Source organism: Kitasatospora sp. Xyl93 (genome assembly GCF_055383135.1).
This window is the reverse complement of record NZ_AP029185.1, coordinates 1,849,341-1,863,129: the sequence shown is the minus strand read 5'-3', so window position 1 is coordinate 1,863,129 and position 13,789 is coordinate 1,849,341. Positions and strand designations below refer to the sequence as shown.

Sequence of the window (13,789 nt, the reverse complement as noted above, 5' to 3'; positions counted from 1 at the left end):
ACCCCATGCGCAGCACACTCCGCACCCGCCGGGCCGCCGTGCTGGCCGCGTCCGGCATCGCGGCAGCCGCCCTGATCGCCGGCTGCGGGTCGTCCGGCGGCTCCTCGGGTTCGTCGAGCAGGCCTAGCGCCCCGGCGGGCGTCACCCTGCAGACCGCCCAGGACCCGAAGCTGGGCACGATCGTCACCGACAGCGCCGGCTTCACGCTCTACCGCTTCGACCAGGACCGGAACAGCCCGCCGGAGTCCTCCTGCAACGGGAGCTGCGCCGTCGTCTGGCCGCCCGAGCACGCCGACGGCGACGTCACGGTGAAGGGCATCGACAGCAAGCTGGTCGGCACCGTCACCCGTGCCGACGGCACCGAACAGGTCACCCTCAACGGCTGGCCGGCGTACCGCTACTCGCCGGACACCAAGCCCGGCGACACCAAGGGCCAGGGTGTCGGCGGCACCTGGTTCGCGCTGACCCCGGGCGGCGACAGGGCGGGCACCCCGGGCGGTTCCACACCGAACCCGGCCGGCCCCGGCAATCCCGGCAGCCCGATGCCCGGCACCCCGGGCTACTGACCGGTTCCGACCGCCCTCGACCAGGAGGCCCGGGTGCGCAACGATGATGTGGTGACCGAGGAGCACCCCGTCGGTCGCTCCGGCGGTCACGGCGCGGGGGCGCCGGACGAGGACCTGATGCGAGCCCTCTACCGGGAGCACGCCGGTCCGCTGTTCGGCTTCGTGCTCCACCTGGTCGCCGGGGACCGGCAGCGGGCCGAGGACGTCGTGCAGGAGACGCTGGTCCGCGCCTGGCGCAACATCCACCGGCTCGACGCGGAGGGCGGCTCGCTGCGGCCCTGGCTGGTCACGGTCGCTCGGCGGATCGTGATCGACGGCCACCGCAGCGCCCTGGCCCGGCCGCGCGAGGTGGACGCCTCGGCGCTGGACCAGCTGCCCGCCGAGGACGATACCGACCGGGCGCTGCGGATGATGACCGTCGCGGACGCGCTCGGCGACCTCTCGCCCGCACACCGGGAGATCATCGTCGAGACCTACCTGAAGGGCCGCACGGCCAACGAGGCGGCCGCCGAACTCGGCATCCCGGCCGGGACGGTGCGCTCGCGGGTGTTCTACGCGCTGCGCTCGCTCAGGCTCGCGCTGGAGGAACGGGGAGTGACATCGTGACCAGGCACCCCGACCCCGAGCCGGCCCCCGACCGGCTGCCCGACGGTCTGCCCGGCGACGCCGTCCCGCCCGGCGACGCCTCCGGCGCACCTCGCCACGCCCCCGGCCCGGAGCACGTCGACGCCGGCGCGTACGTCCTCGGCCTGCTGGAGCCCGCCGAGCGCGCCGCCTTCGAACGGCACCTCGCCGACTGCCCGCAGTGCGCCGATCAGGTGGGCCGGCTCCGCCCGGTGGAGCCGCTGTTGGCCGAGTACGCGGCCACCGCGCGGGCGGCCGGAACGGACCCGGCCGGCCCCGGCCCGCAACCGGATCCGCGACTGCTGGACCGGCTGGTCGCCGAGGTCGGCGCCACCCGGCGGCGGGGCCGGGTGCGGCGGCTGGTGCTCGCTCTGGCCGCGACCGTGATGGTGGCGGCCGGCCCCGCCGTCACCGCCGCCGTCCTCATCGCCGAGCAGACGCCCGCCGTCGTCGCGGCCGCCCAGCAGTACAGCGCCACCGACCCGGGCACCGGCGCGCACGCCACCGTCGGCGTGGACGGCGCCACCTGGGGCAGCCGGATCAGCCTGCAACTCGGCGGCGTCCAGGGCCCGTTGACCTGCCGGCTGGTCGCCGTCTCGCGAACCGGCGAGCAGCAGACCGTCACCACCTGGTCCGTCCCGGCGGGCGGCTACGGGAACGGAGGCGGGGACGGCACCGTGCGCACCACCGGCGGCACGGCGCTCCAGCCCGGGGACATCGACCACTTCGAGGTCCGGGTCCAGGACGGCGGCGCGCTACTGGTCGCGATCCCGACACACCACGCCTGACTCCCAGCGGACCGTGTACGACTCCAACCGCTCCACCCGGGCCGTCCCCCGGACCCCGGGCCAGTGCGGGCTGGCACCGCCGGTGGCGGTCATGTGCTCCCGCCGCCAGGTCCGGCTCCAGCCGACCCGCAGCGCGGGCTCGAAGCTGTGCCACCGCCCGCAGCCGCAGGGCACCAGCACCCGGGCGCAGCAGCGGCACAGCCCGGCGTGGCCGCTGCCGTGGCAGGTCGGGATCCGCACCGGCGGGCCCTGCTCCCCGCAGGCCGGGCAGCCCGGCAGCTCGACGCCGTCCAGCAGCGCGTTCTGCCGCCGGACGTAGTCGGGCAGGCTCAACGGCGGGTGCAGGAAAGGGTCGTGCTGCCAGGCCGCGTCCGGCGAGCCCCACCAGCGCCGGTGCCACCAAGCGGTCTCCGGCGGCTGCCGCCGCCCTTCCCGCTTCTCCGCCCGGCGCCGCGCCCCGTACTCCTCGGCCCGGACCCGCCACAGCTCGCGCGCCTCGTGCAGTTCGTCCACCGCGCGGACCAGCGCGTCCGGGTCGGTCTCCAGACAGCGGGGGATCCGGGCGCTGACGGTGAGGTGGTGGTACGTCGCCCGCAGGCTGTACGGGGCGAAGCGGGTCAGGCAGGTGCGCAGCGCGGAGTGTCGCCGGTACGGCGGGAGCGAGGCGTCGTGCACCCGGGCCCGGTGGGTGTGGAAGCTGGTCATGACGGCGGCTCCAGGTCCAGGGCGCGGGCGAGCGCGGCGGTGACGGCGGCGGCGTACCCGGGCACCTGCCGTTCGGCCCAGCGCGCCGCGAGCGCGAGGAAGTCGCGCAGGTCCCGCTCGGCGCCGGCGAGCAGTCGGCGCAGCTCGTCCACCGGCAGCTCGATCACCGGGCCGCCGCCCCCACTGCCCCCACCGTCCTCGGCGTTCTCGGCCTCCTGGGCATCCTGGGTCAGCCGCACGACCCGGCCGACGCACTCGGCCCGGGCGTCGGGGTCGTGGCCGAACCAGGCGGTGCCGGAGCCGTCCGTGACGTTCAGCCAGTCGCGCCAGTCCTCCAGGCCGCTGCAGCAGCCCGGCTCGAAGACGGCACCGGTGGCGGAGTCCGTCACGACCAGCCCGCCGGGCGCGTACGGGTGCGACTCGGTGAGCAGCCCGTGCAGGAAGGCCCCCAGCGGCTCAGCCGGCCGGGCCCCGCGCTCCTCGCCCTCGACGTCGTTGCGCTCGGCCAGCCACCAGACCGCCGTGTCCACCTCGTCCGGCGTCAGCCGCCCGTCCAGGGTGAGGCTTCCGCACGGCTCGTGGCCGCCCGTCGGCCAGAGCGTGAAGTCGTCGGGGGCGGAGATCTCCAGGACCGGTCGCATCGACATCATCCGCCGATCATGCCGAACGGCCCCCGTCCTGACCAGCGCGATTACGCCCGCCCCGGTCGGCCTCCGCCCGCCCTGCCCGCGTGCGGGCCAGGGCGGGTCTGCGGTCGGGCTACGGCACGTCGGGAGGGCGCGGCAGCGGTCCGGCGAGTTCGTGTGCCAGGTAACCGGCCGACCGGAGGCAGCACCGGAGCCCGGTTCCCGTGCCTGATCGGACGCCACCGTGCACCCGGCGCCGGGCCTGGCCGCGCTCCGCCGCCGTACTCGGCTCCGGTGTCTCGACCGCTCCGCCGCCGCACAACCGGCCAGGGCGCCGCGGGGAACATGCGCCCACAGCGGCGGGCGAAGGCACGTTGGGCGAGCGGGAGCAGCATGCCGGCCAGGCGGGCGTAGCAGGCGACCGGCCGGCCGGAAGCGGCGGCGCGGCGGGGGTCCGGCCCGCCGCCTGGCTCGCTCGACCGGTCGCTGTGATCCGGGCCAGGGCTCGGACGGGAGGGCGAAGACGCGCTGGGCGAGCGGGAGCAGCGGGCCGGCCAGGCGGGCGTGGGGCGCCTGGCCGACCGGAGGCGGCGCGGGAGAGCCGGGCCCCACTTCCCGATCGGCCGCCTCCCGCGACCCGCCGCGCGCTGGGCCTGGCCGCGCTCCGCCGCCGTACTCGGCTCCGGAGTCTCGACCACTTCGCTGCCGCGCAACCGGCCAGGGCGCCGTGGTGCGGGCCGGTGCGTGTCCGCGGTGGCGGGCGAAGATGCCCCGGCGCTGGAGGCCGTGGGTGGGCGAGTCGGGAGTGTCGGACGAGCGGCCGGCTGAAGGCGGCGGCTGCGGGACCGGGTCCGCAGCCACGGCCGGCCTCGCTCGACCGGCCTGCGCTGTTCCACTGGTTCTGCCGTGATCCAGGGCAGGGCGCGTTCGTAGCGGCGGGCGGCGGGCGGCGGGCGCCGGGCAAGCCAGGTGTGCCAGGCGACTGTTGGTTGATGGCGGTGGGCGGGGGAACGGGCCCTCGCCCGGCCCGGGTCGCGAGGGGGCCCGGTGTGGGCCCTCCATGGCGGGCGCAGGTGCCTGCGCGGTGGAGGCCGCGAGCCGGGCGTGTCCGGTGATCGACTGGCTGACGGCGCTGGCGGGATGCCGGCCCCCGCCGTCCGCTATCCGCTCCCCGGGCGGCTCCCGGCGCTCACCCCGCGTCGGCGGCGATCCGGGCCAGTGCGCGCCCGCAGCGGCGGGCGAAGGCGCGTTGGGCGAGGGGGAGCAGCGGGCCGGCCAGCCGGGCGTACCAGGCGACCGGTCGACTGAAGGCGGTGACGGAGAACCGGACGCCGCCGTCCGGTGCCAGCTCGACCAGGAAGGTCTCCTCGCCCTGGGCCAGGTGCCCGGCCCTGGTGCCGTAGGTGAAGCCGTACCGGTCCGGGCCGTCGACCACGGCCAGCACCCGGTTGGGGGCGCCGGCCCGCAGCGAGCTGAGGCCGATGGCGCAGTGGACGGCGACGTCCGGGGCGGCGCGGTCGGCCGCCGCGTCGATCCGGACGCCCGCGAGCCGGTGCATCCGCCATTCGAGCAGGGCGGCTCCGGCGGCCGCCAGGGCGGGCCGGCCGCGGCCGATCAGCGCGCTGTGCCGCAGGTGGTTGTAGCCGGCGGGCAGTTCGCCGGTGAGGCTGGCGCCCTGTTCGGGGTAGCTGTAGTCGTTCATCGGGCGGCCTCCCGGGCCTCGGTCGGGGTGGTGGTGACCCGGTCGGCGCTGGTACGGCCGGCGGTGATTCGGCGCCAGGCGAGCAGGGCGCAGAGCGCGAAGCCGAGCGCGTTGCCGACGCCGTGGGTGGCGGCCATCCAGGTCAGGGTGGGGTGGGGGAGTCCGGCCGCCCGGCCGAGGGCCCACCACAGGGCGAGCACCATGGTGAGCGCGAGGACGGCCGAGGAGACGGCGAGCAGCCGGGCGGTGGCCCGGTCGCCGCCGCGGGGCCGCAGTTCGCGCCAGGTGACCAGGCCGACCAGCCACATCCCGGCGCTCAGTACGGCGGCCCCGGCGAACTGCCACCAGTTGCCGAGGAAGTACCCGGCCAGCACCAGCAGGGTGCCCGCGGGGACGCTGAGCGCCGCGCAGCGGGCCGCGCCGGAACCGGGGCGGACGGTGCGGCAGACGAGTCCGGCGACCAGGGCGGCGGTGAACCCGGCGTAGTGGAAGTGCGGGACGGTGAGCGCCAGGATGTGTGGCTCGAAGCCGAACAGCGGGTAGCCGGAGCGCTCGGCGACCAGGGCGACCCCGGCCACCGAGGGCGCGGCGAGCGCGGTGAGCACCGCGACCTCGGCGGGCGCGAGCGAACGGGTGCGGGCCAGCCGCAGCGGCGCGTGCAGGGCGATCGCCAGGGTGCCGAGCGCGTAGAGCACGGCGCTGCCGGTGGCCAGGCCGCCGCGGGGCAGCCAGAGCGAGAGCGCGCCGGGTACCGCGGCGATCGGCCAGAACCGGCGGACCCGGGCGAGCCCGGGCTCGTCGACCAGGGCGAGGCCGAGTGGGACGACGGCGCCCATGCCGAGCAGGATCAGCAGGTCGACCAGTTCCGTGGTGCCCTTGCCCATGGTGGGCACACCCCCTTGAACGCGTTCAAATGGCTTCCCTCACCGACTCTACGCGGCTGAATTGAACGCGTTCAACCCTCCCCCGGGCGCCGGCCCGGGAGCCGTCCGGATCGGCTGGCCTGGTGTTCACGGTGGGTGCGGCGCACCCTGGAGGAGTAACCGATGGAGGTGATCCGCCATGCAGACTCTGGTCGGTTGGCACATCGAGATGGAGTTCCGCGAAGACGGCCCGCGGACCAGCGCCGCCGCACTGCTGCGGCTCGGCGACGGGACCGAACTACGCGCCCACGGCTACAGCAGCCGTCACCCCTCCGACCCGGAGCAGCTGAGGGTCGGCGAGGAGATCGCGGGGGCCCGCGCGCTCAACGAGCTCGCCTCGCAGCTGCTCACCAAGGCCCACGGCGAGATCCAGGAGGTCAGTCCGGTCCCGACCCACCCGCTGTCCTGACTTCCCCGCGGCCGGTCGGCGACGGGTCGGTGCTCGCTCGACGGTCGAGCGGTGCCCCGGGAGGCGCCGGAGGCAGTCCCGAGGGCGGCCCCGGAGGCGCCGAGCGCCGGGGTCGCCACTCCTGGACGCTCGGCGTGCCCAGCGAATTGACGGTCCGTCAGTTCGCGCAGTAGCCCGTCGGCGGCTGCCACTCCGGCCCGACCAGCCGCTGTTCCAGTTCGTTCGGCGTGATCCGGATCCCGACCGTCCCCGCCAGCCCCACCCGGAACCGGCTGCGGGCCAGCGCGATCAGCGCCGTCAGGCCGTACTTGTTGATCAGCGAGGTGCGGTAGCGGGCGGTGTCGTCGGCGTCGCAGAGCCGTGCCCGGGCCGGGACCTGGCGGCCGGTGGGGCGCCCGCGGGCGTCGCAGGGCCCGATCAGTACCCGGGGGTGGCGGCGGATCCGTTCGGCCTCGCCGGAGTGGGCCGGGGCCCAGACCCCGAGGGCCGTGCCGTCGGGCACCACCCAGAGCTGCGAGTCCATGCGGCCGCCGTCCTGGTCGAACGTGGTGAGCAGGAGGTACCTGCTGTCGGCGAGCCCGTCGGTTCGGTGGTGCACCTGTCCTCCCTGTGCCGTCGGGGGGTGCGGGTGAGCACGCCCGCGGGGCGGGCCACTCCATTCTCGTCGACCGCGGCGGCCTGTTCGAGAGGGCGGGGCTGTTCGTGCGCCGTGAGCCGGGTGCGCGGGCCCGCAAAACACGCGGGCCCGGAAACGGCGAGCGGCCCGCCCGGTGTCGTGGAGGACACCGGACGGGCCGCGTACGCACCCGAGCAACCCCTGGGCGTCAGTGCACCAGCACCGGCACCTCGTTCTCCTTCGCCGCGCCCGTGTCCGAGCCCGCCGCGGCACCCGGCCGGCCGGCGTTGACGAAGGTGAAGGCGACCGCGGCGGCCGCCACCAGGATCCCGAAGGACACCCAGATCGCGGTGGAGAAGCCGTGCACCATGCCCTGGAACTGGAGCGCCTTGGCGGCCTCCGGCGAGGCGGCCGCGGCGGTGGCGTGCGAGGCCAGCCAGCCGGTGGTCGCGCTGGCCGCGATGGTGTTCAGCAGCGCGGTGCCGATGGCGCCGCCGACCTGCTGCGAGGTGTTGACCATCGCCGAGGCCACCCCCGCGTCGCGCGGCTGGACGCCGTGCGTGGCGAGGCTCATGGCCGGCATGAACGCGGTGCCCATGCCCAGGCCCATCAGGACCAGGCCGGGCAGGATCAGCGCCGGGTAGGAGGTGTCCACGCCGATGTGGGCCAGCAGGAACATGCCGACCGAGGCGGCCAGGAAGCCGGGCGCCATCAGGTAGCGGGCCGGGACCCGGGTCATCAGCCGGGCGCCGATCTGGGTCGAGCCGGTGATCATGCCCGCCACCATCGGCAGGAAGGCGACGCCGGTCAGCACCGGGCTGTAGCCGAGCACGATCTGCAGGTAGTAGGTCAGGAAGAGGAACAGACCGAACATGCCGATCACGGCCATGCCCAGCGACAGGTACACCCCGCCGCGGTTGCGGTCGAGCACCACGCGCAGCGGCAGCAGCGGGGCCTTGACCCGGCGCTCCACCAGCACGAAGGCGGTCAGCAGCACGGCGGCCGCGACGAACAGCCCCACGGTGCTGGCGGAGGACCAGCCGTCGGACTCGGCGCGGGTGAAGGCGTAGACCAGCGAGACCAGGCCGGCGGTCACCAGCAGCACGCCGGGGACGTCCAGCTTGTTGCGGTTGCGGCCCTCGGCGGGCTCGCGGATCACCATGACGGCGCCGACGGCTGCCACGATCGCGAACGGGATGTTGACGAAGAAGGTCCAGCGCCAGTTCATGTACTCGGTGAGCAGGCCGCCGAGGATCAGACCGATGGCGCCACCGCCACCGGCGATCGCACCGTAGATGCCGAAGGCCTTGGCGCGCTCCCTGGCCTCGGTGAAGGTCACCGCGAGCAGCGACAGCGCGGCCGGCGCGAGCAGCGCGCCGAACACGCCCTGCAGGGCGCGGGCGCCGAGCAGCATCGCGGTGTTGGCCGCGGCGCCGCCGAGCGCGGAGGCGAGGGCGAAGCCGGCCAGGCCGACGATGAAGGTCCGCTTGCGGCCCCACAGGTCCGCGATCCGGCCGCCGAACAGCAGCAGTCCGCCGAAGGCCAGCGCGTAGGCGGTGATCACCCACTGGCGGTTGCCGTCGGAGATGCCCAGGTCCTGCTGCGCGGACGGCAGGGCGATGTTCACGATGGTCGCGTCGAGGACGACCATCAGCTGGGCGAGGCCGATGAATATCAGCGCCTTCCAGCGCCGGGGATCGGGCAGCGTCGCCGGTCGGGCGTCGGTTTGAGGCATGGGGGTACTCACTTCACGGTGCGTGTGGTGTGCGTGAACGGTCGAGCGCCGTACGGGGACACGGCTGGTCGCCGTACGGGAAGGTGCGGTGTCAGGGCGCGCCGGGGCGCGGCAGGGCGCCGCCGGAACGGCCGGTACTGGTGGTCGGTGCTGGTGCTGGGTGCCGGTGTTCGGCACGGGCGGTCGGTGCTGGTGGTCGGTCAGTTCTGGGGCTGGAAGTCCTCGAAGGTCGCGGACCGGCCGGGCAGGGCCGAAGGCGCCGGTGCGCGCAGGCCGTCCAGGAAGATCTGCAGGTGCCGGTGGACGAAGTCGTCGAGCCGGCAGGAGGTGTTCGGCAGCGGCCGGGTCAGCTGGCTCATCGCGATGAACAGGTCGCCGTGCTCGACGTCGGCCCGCAGCTCGCCCGTGGCCCGGGCGCGCTCCATCAGCCCGCCCACGGCGGCCTGCAGACGCTCCCGGATCTCGGTCAACTCCGGGCCGAACGGGTCGACATGGGTGCTGAACAGGGTGCAGAGCCCGCCGATCTTCTCCCCGACGGACGCGTGCACGAACCGCTGGAGGGCGTCGAACGGGCCGCTGCCGTCAGGAGCGTCCGCCTCCGCCGTCGCCGCCTCGGCGAGGGCCAGGATGCGGTTCTTGACGAGCAACGCCACCTCGTGGATCAGCGCCATCCGGTCCGGGAAGTTCCGGTACAGCGTGGCGTTGCCGACCCCCGCCCGCTTCGCGATCTCGTCCAGCGGCGCGTCCGCACCGTACTCGACGAACGCGTCCCGGGCCGCCAGCACGATCCGCTCCCGGTTCCGGCTCGCGTCCGCACGCAACTTCGGCGTACGCGCGCTCCCGGCGGGACGGCCCGACTCGGCGGTGGTGGTCACGACGACTGCTCCTCAGGATACCGGGGAAATTCTCCCCGCTTCTGCCAACGTACTCGAAAACGGGGAATCCGTCCCCGGAATTTCCGCCGGTGATGTGTCCTGTGCCACATCGATGACCGGGTCGATCGGCTCGGCTATGGTCGGAAGCGGACGGCCGTAACCGCCCCGCCGGTGAACTCGTTCACCCGGAGGGTGTCCAGGCGAAGGAGGAAGGCCCGTGACTGTGATCTCCGAGCGCCCGCAGATGCTGCCCGAGCAGTTCGAGGAGTTCGCCCGTCACCTGGGTCGAACCGTCGAAGGCATCCGGCTGGAGTTCATCAACGGGAAGTTGGGGATCAAGCCCGTGCCGGACGGCGACCACGGCCGCATCGTCCAGTGGCTCCTGCGGATCTGCATCCAGGCCCGGCCGGAGCTCTACCTGCATGATCAAGGCCTGAGGCTCGAGGGCTACCGGGACGGGCGCGCCCGCCCGGACGGCACGCTCGCGGATGCGGACGCCTTCGTCGGGTGCGGCGACTGGGCGCCGACCGGCGGGGCCCTGATGGTTGCGGAGGTCACCTCCTACGACTCCGACACCGACCGTCGTGATCGCGTCGAGAAGCCCCGTGCCTACGCCGAGGCCGGCATCCCGGTCTACCTCCTGATCGACCGGGACTCCGCGGAGGTCGTCGTCCACAGCCAGCCCGACGGCGTCCGCTACGAGACCGTCCGGACCGTTCCGTTCGGCAGGACCGTCCACCTGCCCGACCCGGTGGGGATCTCCCTGGACACCGAGCCCCTCAAGAACTGGGTGCGCTGATCCCGGGCATGGCTTCCCCGGGGCGGTGCGGGTGGCGGCCTAGGGTGTGGGTGTCCCGGGCGGCCGGTGGGCCGTGGGAGTCGGGAGGGGCCCGGCGGCCGGGTGGGCGAGGAGGTTCGCGATGGGCAGCGGTGAGACGGCCGCGAGGGTGCGCTGTGTGGCGGCCGTACCGTGCTGGGTGAGCCTGATGGCCCGGGACCTGGAGGACGCCGAGGAGTTCTACGGTCCGCTGCTCGGCTGGGAGTTCGAGCCCGTGGCGGACCGCTTCGGTCCGTACGTGCACGCGGTGACCGGCGGGGAGGCGGTGGCCGGGCTGGGCGTCGCCGGCGGCGGGGCGATCCCGCGCGCGTGGACCAGCTACTTCGGGACGGAGAGTGCCGACGCCGCCGCGGACGCGGTGCGCGAGCGCGGCGCGACCCTGGCGGTCGGGCCGCTGGCCTTCGACGCCGGGCGGGTGGCCTTCGCGGCGGACCCTGCGGGCGCGGCGTTCGGCATCTGGGAGGGCCCGCTGGGCTGGGCCCGGCGGCTGGACCTGCCCGGGGCGCCGGTCTGGATCGAGCTGCGCACCCCGGACCCGTTCGCGGCGGCGCTGTTCTACGGCGAGGTGTTCCGCTGGGACGGCCGTGACCCGGAGCGCTTCGACGTCCGCTGGGAGCACGACCGGGTGGTGCTGCGGGCCGAGGGGCACAGCGTGGCCGCGCTGGCCAAGGAGCAGGCGGGCGGACCGGCCGGGACGCCGCCGCACTGGGAGGTGTCCTTCGCCGTTCCGGACACCGACCGGGCGCTGGCCCGGACCGTGGAGCTGGGCGGCGCGTCCGTCGGCCCGGCCTTCGACTCCCCGTACGGCCGGGTGGCCCGGCTGCGGGACCGCGACGGCGCCCGGTTCGCGGTGATCGGGCCGAAGGGCTGATCAGTGGCCGACCAACCGCTGATCGGCCACTGATCAGCCGGAAGGGATCGATCGACCGACGGGGATCGACCGAAAAGGATCGATCGGCAGGAAGAATCGATCAGCCGGAAGGCCCGGCCGGCCCCTCGGGCGCCTCCAGCTCCGCCCGTTCCGCCCGCAGCCGGTCGCCCAGCGCGGTGCGGGCGGCCGCGGGCAGCGCCTTGCGCGCGGCCGGGAAGAGCTGCTCCTCCTCGCCGCGCAGGTGCCGCCGGAGGGTTTCGGCGAGGCCGCGCAGCAGGGTGCCGAAGACCGGGTCGGCCGGTTCGAGCCCCTGGAGGTCGGCGAGGTACTGCCCGATCGCCAGGTGGTCGTGGATGCTGCGGAACACCAGGGCCCCGCCGTCGGGCACGTCGTGCTGCACCACCGGGAAGAGGTGCTCCTCCTCGGCGGCGCAGTGGGCGAAGAGCAGGTCGGTCAGCCGGGCGACCAGCTCGCCGCGCCCGGGGTCGTCGGCCGGCGCGGCCTCGATCCGGTCGAGCAGCTCGGTGGCCGCCCGGTGGTCGGCGGTGAACTCGCCGAGGATGTCAGGCCTGCGGCTCATGGCCCGCCCGCCTCTCGCACGGAAGACTTCCCCCGCCGCCTTCCAGTATCCGGCGCCGGGCCGCTCACCCGGAGTCGTGCCCGGGCTCACCCTCCGTCCCGCTGCCCTTCACCCGAGGTCGCCCCCGCTCACCCGCCGTCCCGCCGCCCGGTGAGGGCGAGCAGCCGGGTCTGCGGGGCGGCGTCCTCGGGCACCGGCACCGGCGGGTCGAAGAGCCCGCTGCCGGAGAGGTCCCCGTACCCGCCGAACTCGTCGAGCGCGAACTCGACGAGCCCGGCGGGGAGCCGGGTGCGCCGGCCGATGCCCTCGGCGAGGTCCCAGGTGTGGATCACCAGGTCGGTGGTGAGCTGGTCCAGGTAGTACTGGCCGGAGACGTCCCCGTAGGAGAGGTGGACGGTCAGCTCGGTGGCGCCGGGGACGGCCCAGGCCTCCCGGGCGGCTTCGGCGGCCTCGGTCCAGGCGGTGACCGGGTCGTCACCGAGCACGTCGCCGTCGAAGCGCCCGCCGACCTCGCCGATGGTGGCGCCCATCAGCAGTTCGGGCACCCAGAGCTGCTCGGCGGTGAGGTGGTTGACCAGGTCGCGGACGGACCAGTCGCTGCACGGGGTGGGCGAGTCCCACTGGCCGGGGCCGATCAGTCGGACGCGCTCGCCGAAGGCGTCCAGCGCCTCGGCGTACGGGGTGCCCGTCCGTGCCTCCCGTCGGTGCTGCCTGTGTTGAGCCATGCCTCCACCCTCCCCGGCCCGGCGGGGGCCCGCGAGTTGTCGACGCCCCGTCAGTTGTTCAAATTCGAACTTCGCGGTACGGTCGGAAGAGCGGCCGTTCAAATTTGAACAATGGCGCGGGGGCGACCCCCGCCCGCCCGCCGCACACCACGACCTGTGACCACGTCCGGCCGCGCCGGACGACGACCGAACCCCGATCGATGGAGACGCGCATGCCGAGCAGCAGCCCGAGCACGACCGCCGCCACCACCACCGTCAGCCCGGCCCGGGACGCCGCCGGGCCCGCGACGACCTCCCCGCACGCCTACGACGTCGGACTCCTGCTCCTGCGCCTCGTCCTCGGCCTGACCATGGCCGCGCACGGCAGCCAGAAGCTGTTCGGCTGGTTCGGCGGCGGCGGGATCGACGGCACCGGTCAGTTCTTCACCATGAGCGGCTACCCGGCCGGCGACGCCATGGCCGTGGTGGCCGGCCTCACCGAGACGCTGGGCGGACTCGCCCTCGCCGTCGGCCTGCTGACCCCGCTGGCGGGCGCCGCGATCGTCGGCACGATGGTCAACGCGATCGCCGTCACCTGGGGCGGCGGCTTCTTCGCCCCGAAGGGCAGCGAGTACGAGCTGCTGCTGACCGCCGGTGCCGCCGCGCTCGCCCTGACCGGCCCCGGCCGCTACGCCGTGGACCGCTTCCTGCCGGTGCTGCGGGCACACCGCCTGGCGTACGGCGCGGCCGCCGTCGTGGTCGGCCTGGCGACGGCGGGCGTGATCCTGCTGCTCCGCAAGTAGTCCGCCGCGGTGCGGCCGCACCGCAAACGGCCGCGAGCAACCGCAGGCAACCGCGAGCAATCGCAGGCAACCCCGGCAGCCGCCGGCAACCGCTCCGCAAGCAGCTGTTCCGCGGACGGGAAGGGCATGGTGACGACTCGTCGCCATGCCCTTCCCGTCGTTGCGGGACGGGCGGCCCCCGGGCGGGGCGGAGCGCCCCGCCCCGAGCCGGTGGCCTGACGACCCGTCATCACGGATCCCGCCTCCGTTCCCCGCGAACCGTACACAACGCGGCGGGTTCCCAGAGGCATGTGATGTGTGCCATGGTACATGTCACACCCCCCGCCGTGCCCGACGGAACCGCCCCCACGCGGCGCCGTCACCAACGGTCCTCGCCACCCCCACCGGCCGCGCCCCCAAGTCGCGGCCGACGACGGCCCGGAGG

Annotated in this window: 16 protein-coding genes; 7 read left to right on the top strand and 9 right to left on the bottom strand. The window is 74.9% G+C overall.

Translation table 11 applies throughout. The features are described from left to right. The first annotated feature begins 5 nt into the window (after positions 1 to 5). The 3 genes from ACZ5GH_RS07885 to ACZ5GH_RS07875 are packed head-to-tail and all read left to right on the top strand — an operon-like array spanning position 6 to position 1,978. On the top strand, positions 6 to 566 hold the full coding sequence (locus ACZ5GH_RS07885; protein WP_464333786.1) for a hypothetical protein: 561 nt from the start codon (positions 6 to 8) through the stop codon (positions 564 to 566). Between the two features lie 33 nt (positions 567 to 599). Next, positions 600 to 1,172 carry a sigma-70 family RNA polymerase sigma factor gene (locus ACZ5GH_RS07880; RefSeq protein WP_464333785.1) on the top strand — a complete coding sequence of 191 codons (573 nt, stop codon included), beginning with the start codon at positions 600 to 602 and terminating at the stop codon, positions 1,170 to 1,172. Further along, positions 1,169 to 1,978 carry a zf-HC2 domain-containing protein gene (locus ACZ5GH_RS07875; protein ID WP_464333784.1) on the top strand — a complete coding sequence of 270 codons (810 nt, stop codon included), beginning with the start codon at positions 1,169 to 1,171 and terminating at the stop codon, positions 1,976 to 1,978. Before ACZ5GH_RS07880 ends, ACZ5GH_RS07875 begins: the two co-directional genes overlap by 4 nt. Here ACZ5GH_RS07875 and ACZ5GH_RS07870 read toward each other — a convergent pair. From ACZ5GH_RS07870 to ACZ5GH_RS07855, 4 genes are all read right to left on the bottom strand, one after another. Continuing rightward, entirely contained in the window at positions 1,946 to 2,683 is a 738-nt protein-coding gene (locus ACZ5GH_RS07870; RefSeq protein WP_464333783.1) for a hypothetical protein, read from the bottom strand. The two genes, ACZ5GH_RS07875 and ACZ5GH_RS07870, sit on opposite strands and share 33 nt — an antisense overlap. After that, a complete protein-coding gene (locus ACZ5GH_RS07865) occupies positions 2,680 to 3,333 on the bottom strand; it encodes a hypothetical protein (protein ID WP_464333782.1) in 654 nt (217 codons plus the stop codon). The genes ACZ5GH_RS07870 and ACZ5GH_RS07865 overlap by 4 nt, the downstream gene beginning before the upstream one ends. Positions 3,334 to 4,498: 1,165 nt before the next feature. Next, positions 4,499 to 5,011, bottom strand: a complete 513-nt coding sequence (locus ACZ5GH_RS07860) for a DUF1990 family protein (protein WP_464333781.1) — start codon at positions 5,009 to 5,011, stop codon at positions 4,499 to 4,501. Further along, positions 5,008 to 5,895, bottom strand: a complete 888-nt coding sequence (locus ACZ5GH_RS07855; protein WP_464333780.1) for a YndJ family protein — start codon at positions 5,893 to 5,895, stop codon at positions 5,008 to 5,010. The genes ACZ5GH_RS07860 and ACZ5GH_RS07855 overlap by 4 nt, the downstream gene beginning before the upstream one ends. A gap of 178 nt (positions 5,896 to 6,073) precedes the next feature. Between ACZ5GH_RS07855 and ACZ5GH_RS07850 the strand changes: the two genes are divergently transcribed. Further along, the gene (locus ACZ5GH_RS07850) at positions 6,074 to 6,343 is read left to right on the top strand and encodes a DUF1876 domain-containing protein (RefSeq protein WP_387758283.1); all 270 of its coding nucleotides are present in this window, start codon (positions 6,074 to 6,076) and stop codon (positions 6,341 to 6,343) included. A gap of 157 nt (positions 6,344 to 6,500) precedes the next feature. Here the strand turns inward: ACZ5GH_RS07850 and ACZ5GH_RS07845 are convergent, their stop codons facing one another. The 3 genes from ACZ5GH_RS07845 to ACZ5GH_RS07835 form a co-directional block, all read right to left on the bottom strand. Beyond that, positions 6,501 to 6,941, bottom strand: coding sequence for a PPOX class F420-dependent oxidoreductase (locus ACZ5GH_RS07845; RefSeq protein WP_387758285.1), 441 nt, complete (start codon positions 6,939 to 6,941; stop codon positions 6,501 to 6,503). A gap of 226 nt (positions 6,942 to 7,167) precedes the next feature. Further along, positions 7,168 to 8,694, bottom strand: a complete 1,527-nt coding sequence (locus ACZ5GH_RS07840) for an MFS transporter (RefSeq protein ID WP_464333779.1) — start codon at positions 8,692 to 8,694, stop codon at positions 7,168 to 7,170. A 200-nt stretch (positions 8,695 to 8,894) separates the two neighbouring features. Next, a complete protein-coding gene (locus tag ACZ5GH_RS07835) occupies positions 8,895 to 9,569 on the bottom strand; it encodes a TetR/AcrR family transcriptional regulator (RefSeq protein ID WP_464333778.1) in 675 nt (224 codons plus the stop codon). A 217-nt stretch (positions 9,570 to 9,786) separates the two neighbouring features. Here ACZ5GH_RS07835 and ACZ5GH_RS07830 point away from each other — a divergent pair, with 217 nt between their 5' ends. Further along, on the top strand, positions 9,787 to 10,368 hold the full coding sequence (locus ACZ5GH_RS07830; RefSeq protein ID WP_387758291.1) for a Uma2 family endonuclease: 582 nt from the start codon (positions 9,787 to 9,789) through the stop codon (positions 10,366 to 10,368). 121 nt (positions 10,369 to 10,489) lie between these two features. Beyond that, positions 10,490 to 11,278, top strand: coding sequence for a VOC family protein (locus tag ACZ5GH_RS07825; RefSeq protein ID WP_464333777.1), 789 nt, complete (start codon positions 10,490 to 10,492; stop codon positions 11,276 to 11,278). Between the two features lie 100 nt (positions 11,279 to 11,378). Here the strand turns inward: ACZ5GH_RS07825 and ACZ5GH_RS07820 are convergent, their stop codons facing one another. Both ACZ5GH_RS07820 and ACZ5GH_RS07815 read right to left on the bottom strand, forming a co-directional pair. Beyond that, positions 11,379 to 11,858 (bottom strand): hemerythrin domain-containing protein, encoded by a 480-nt coding sequence (locus tag ACZ5GH_RS07820; protein ID WP_387758295.1) that lies wholly within the window; start codon positions 11,856 to 11,858, stop codon positions 11,379 to 11,381. A gap of 128 nt (positions 11,859 to 11,986) precedes the next feature. Continuing rightward, positions 11,987 to 12,583, bottom strand: a complete 597-nt coding sequence (locus ACZ5GH_RS07815) for a TIGR03086 family metal-binding protein (RefSeq protein WP_464333776.1) — start codon at positions 12,581 to 12,583, stop codon at positions 11,987 to 11,989. Positions 12,584 to 12,795: 212 nt separating this feature from the next. On the opposite strand from ACZ5GH_RS07815, the gene ACZ5GH_RS07810 reads away from it, so the two are divergent. Further along, positions 12,796 to 13,365 carry a DoxX family protein gene (locus ACZ5GH_RS07810; protein WP_464333775.1) on the top strand — a complete coding sequence of 190 codons (570 nt, stop codon included), beginning with the start codon at positions 12,796 to 12,798 and terminating at the stop codon, positions 13,363 to 13,365. Positions 13,366 to 13,789 lie beyond the last annotated feature (424 nt).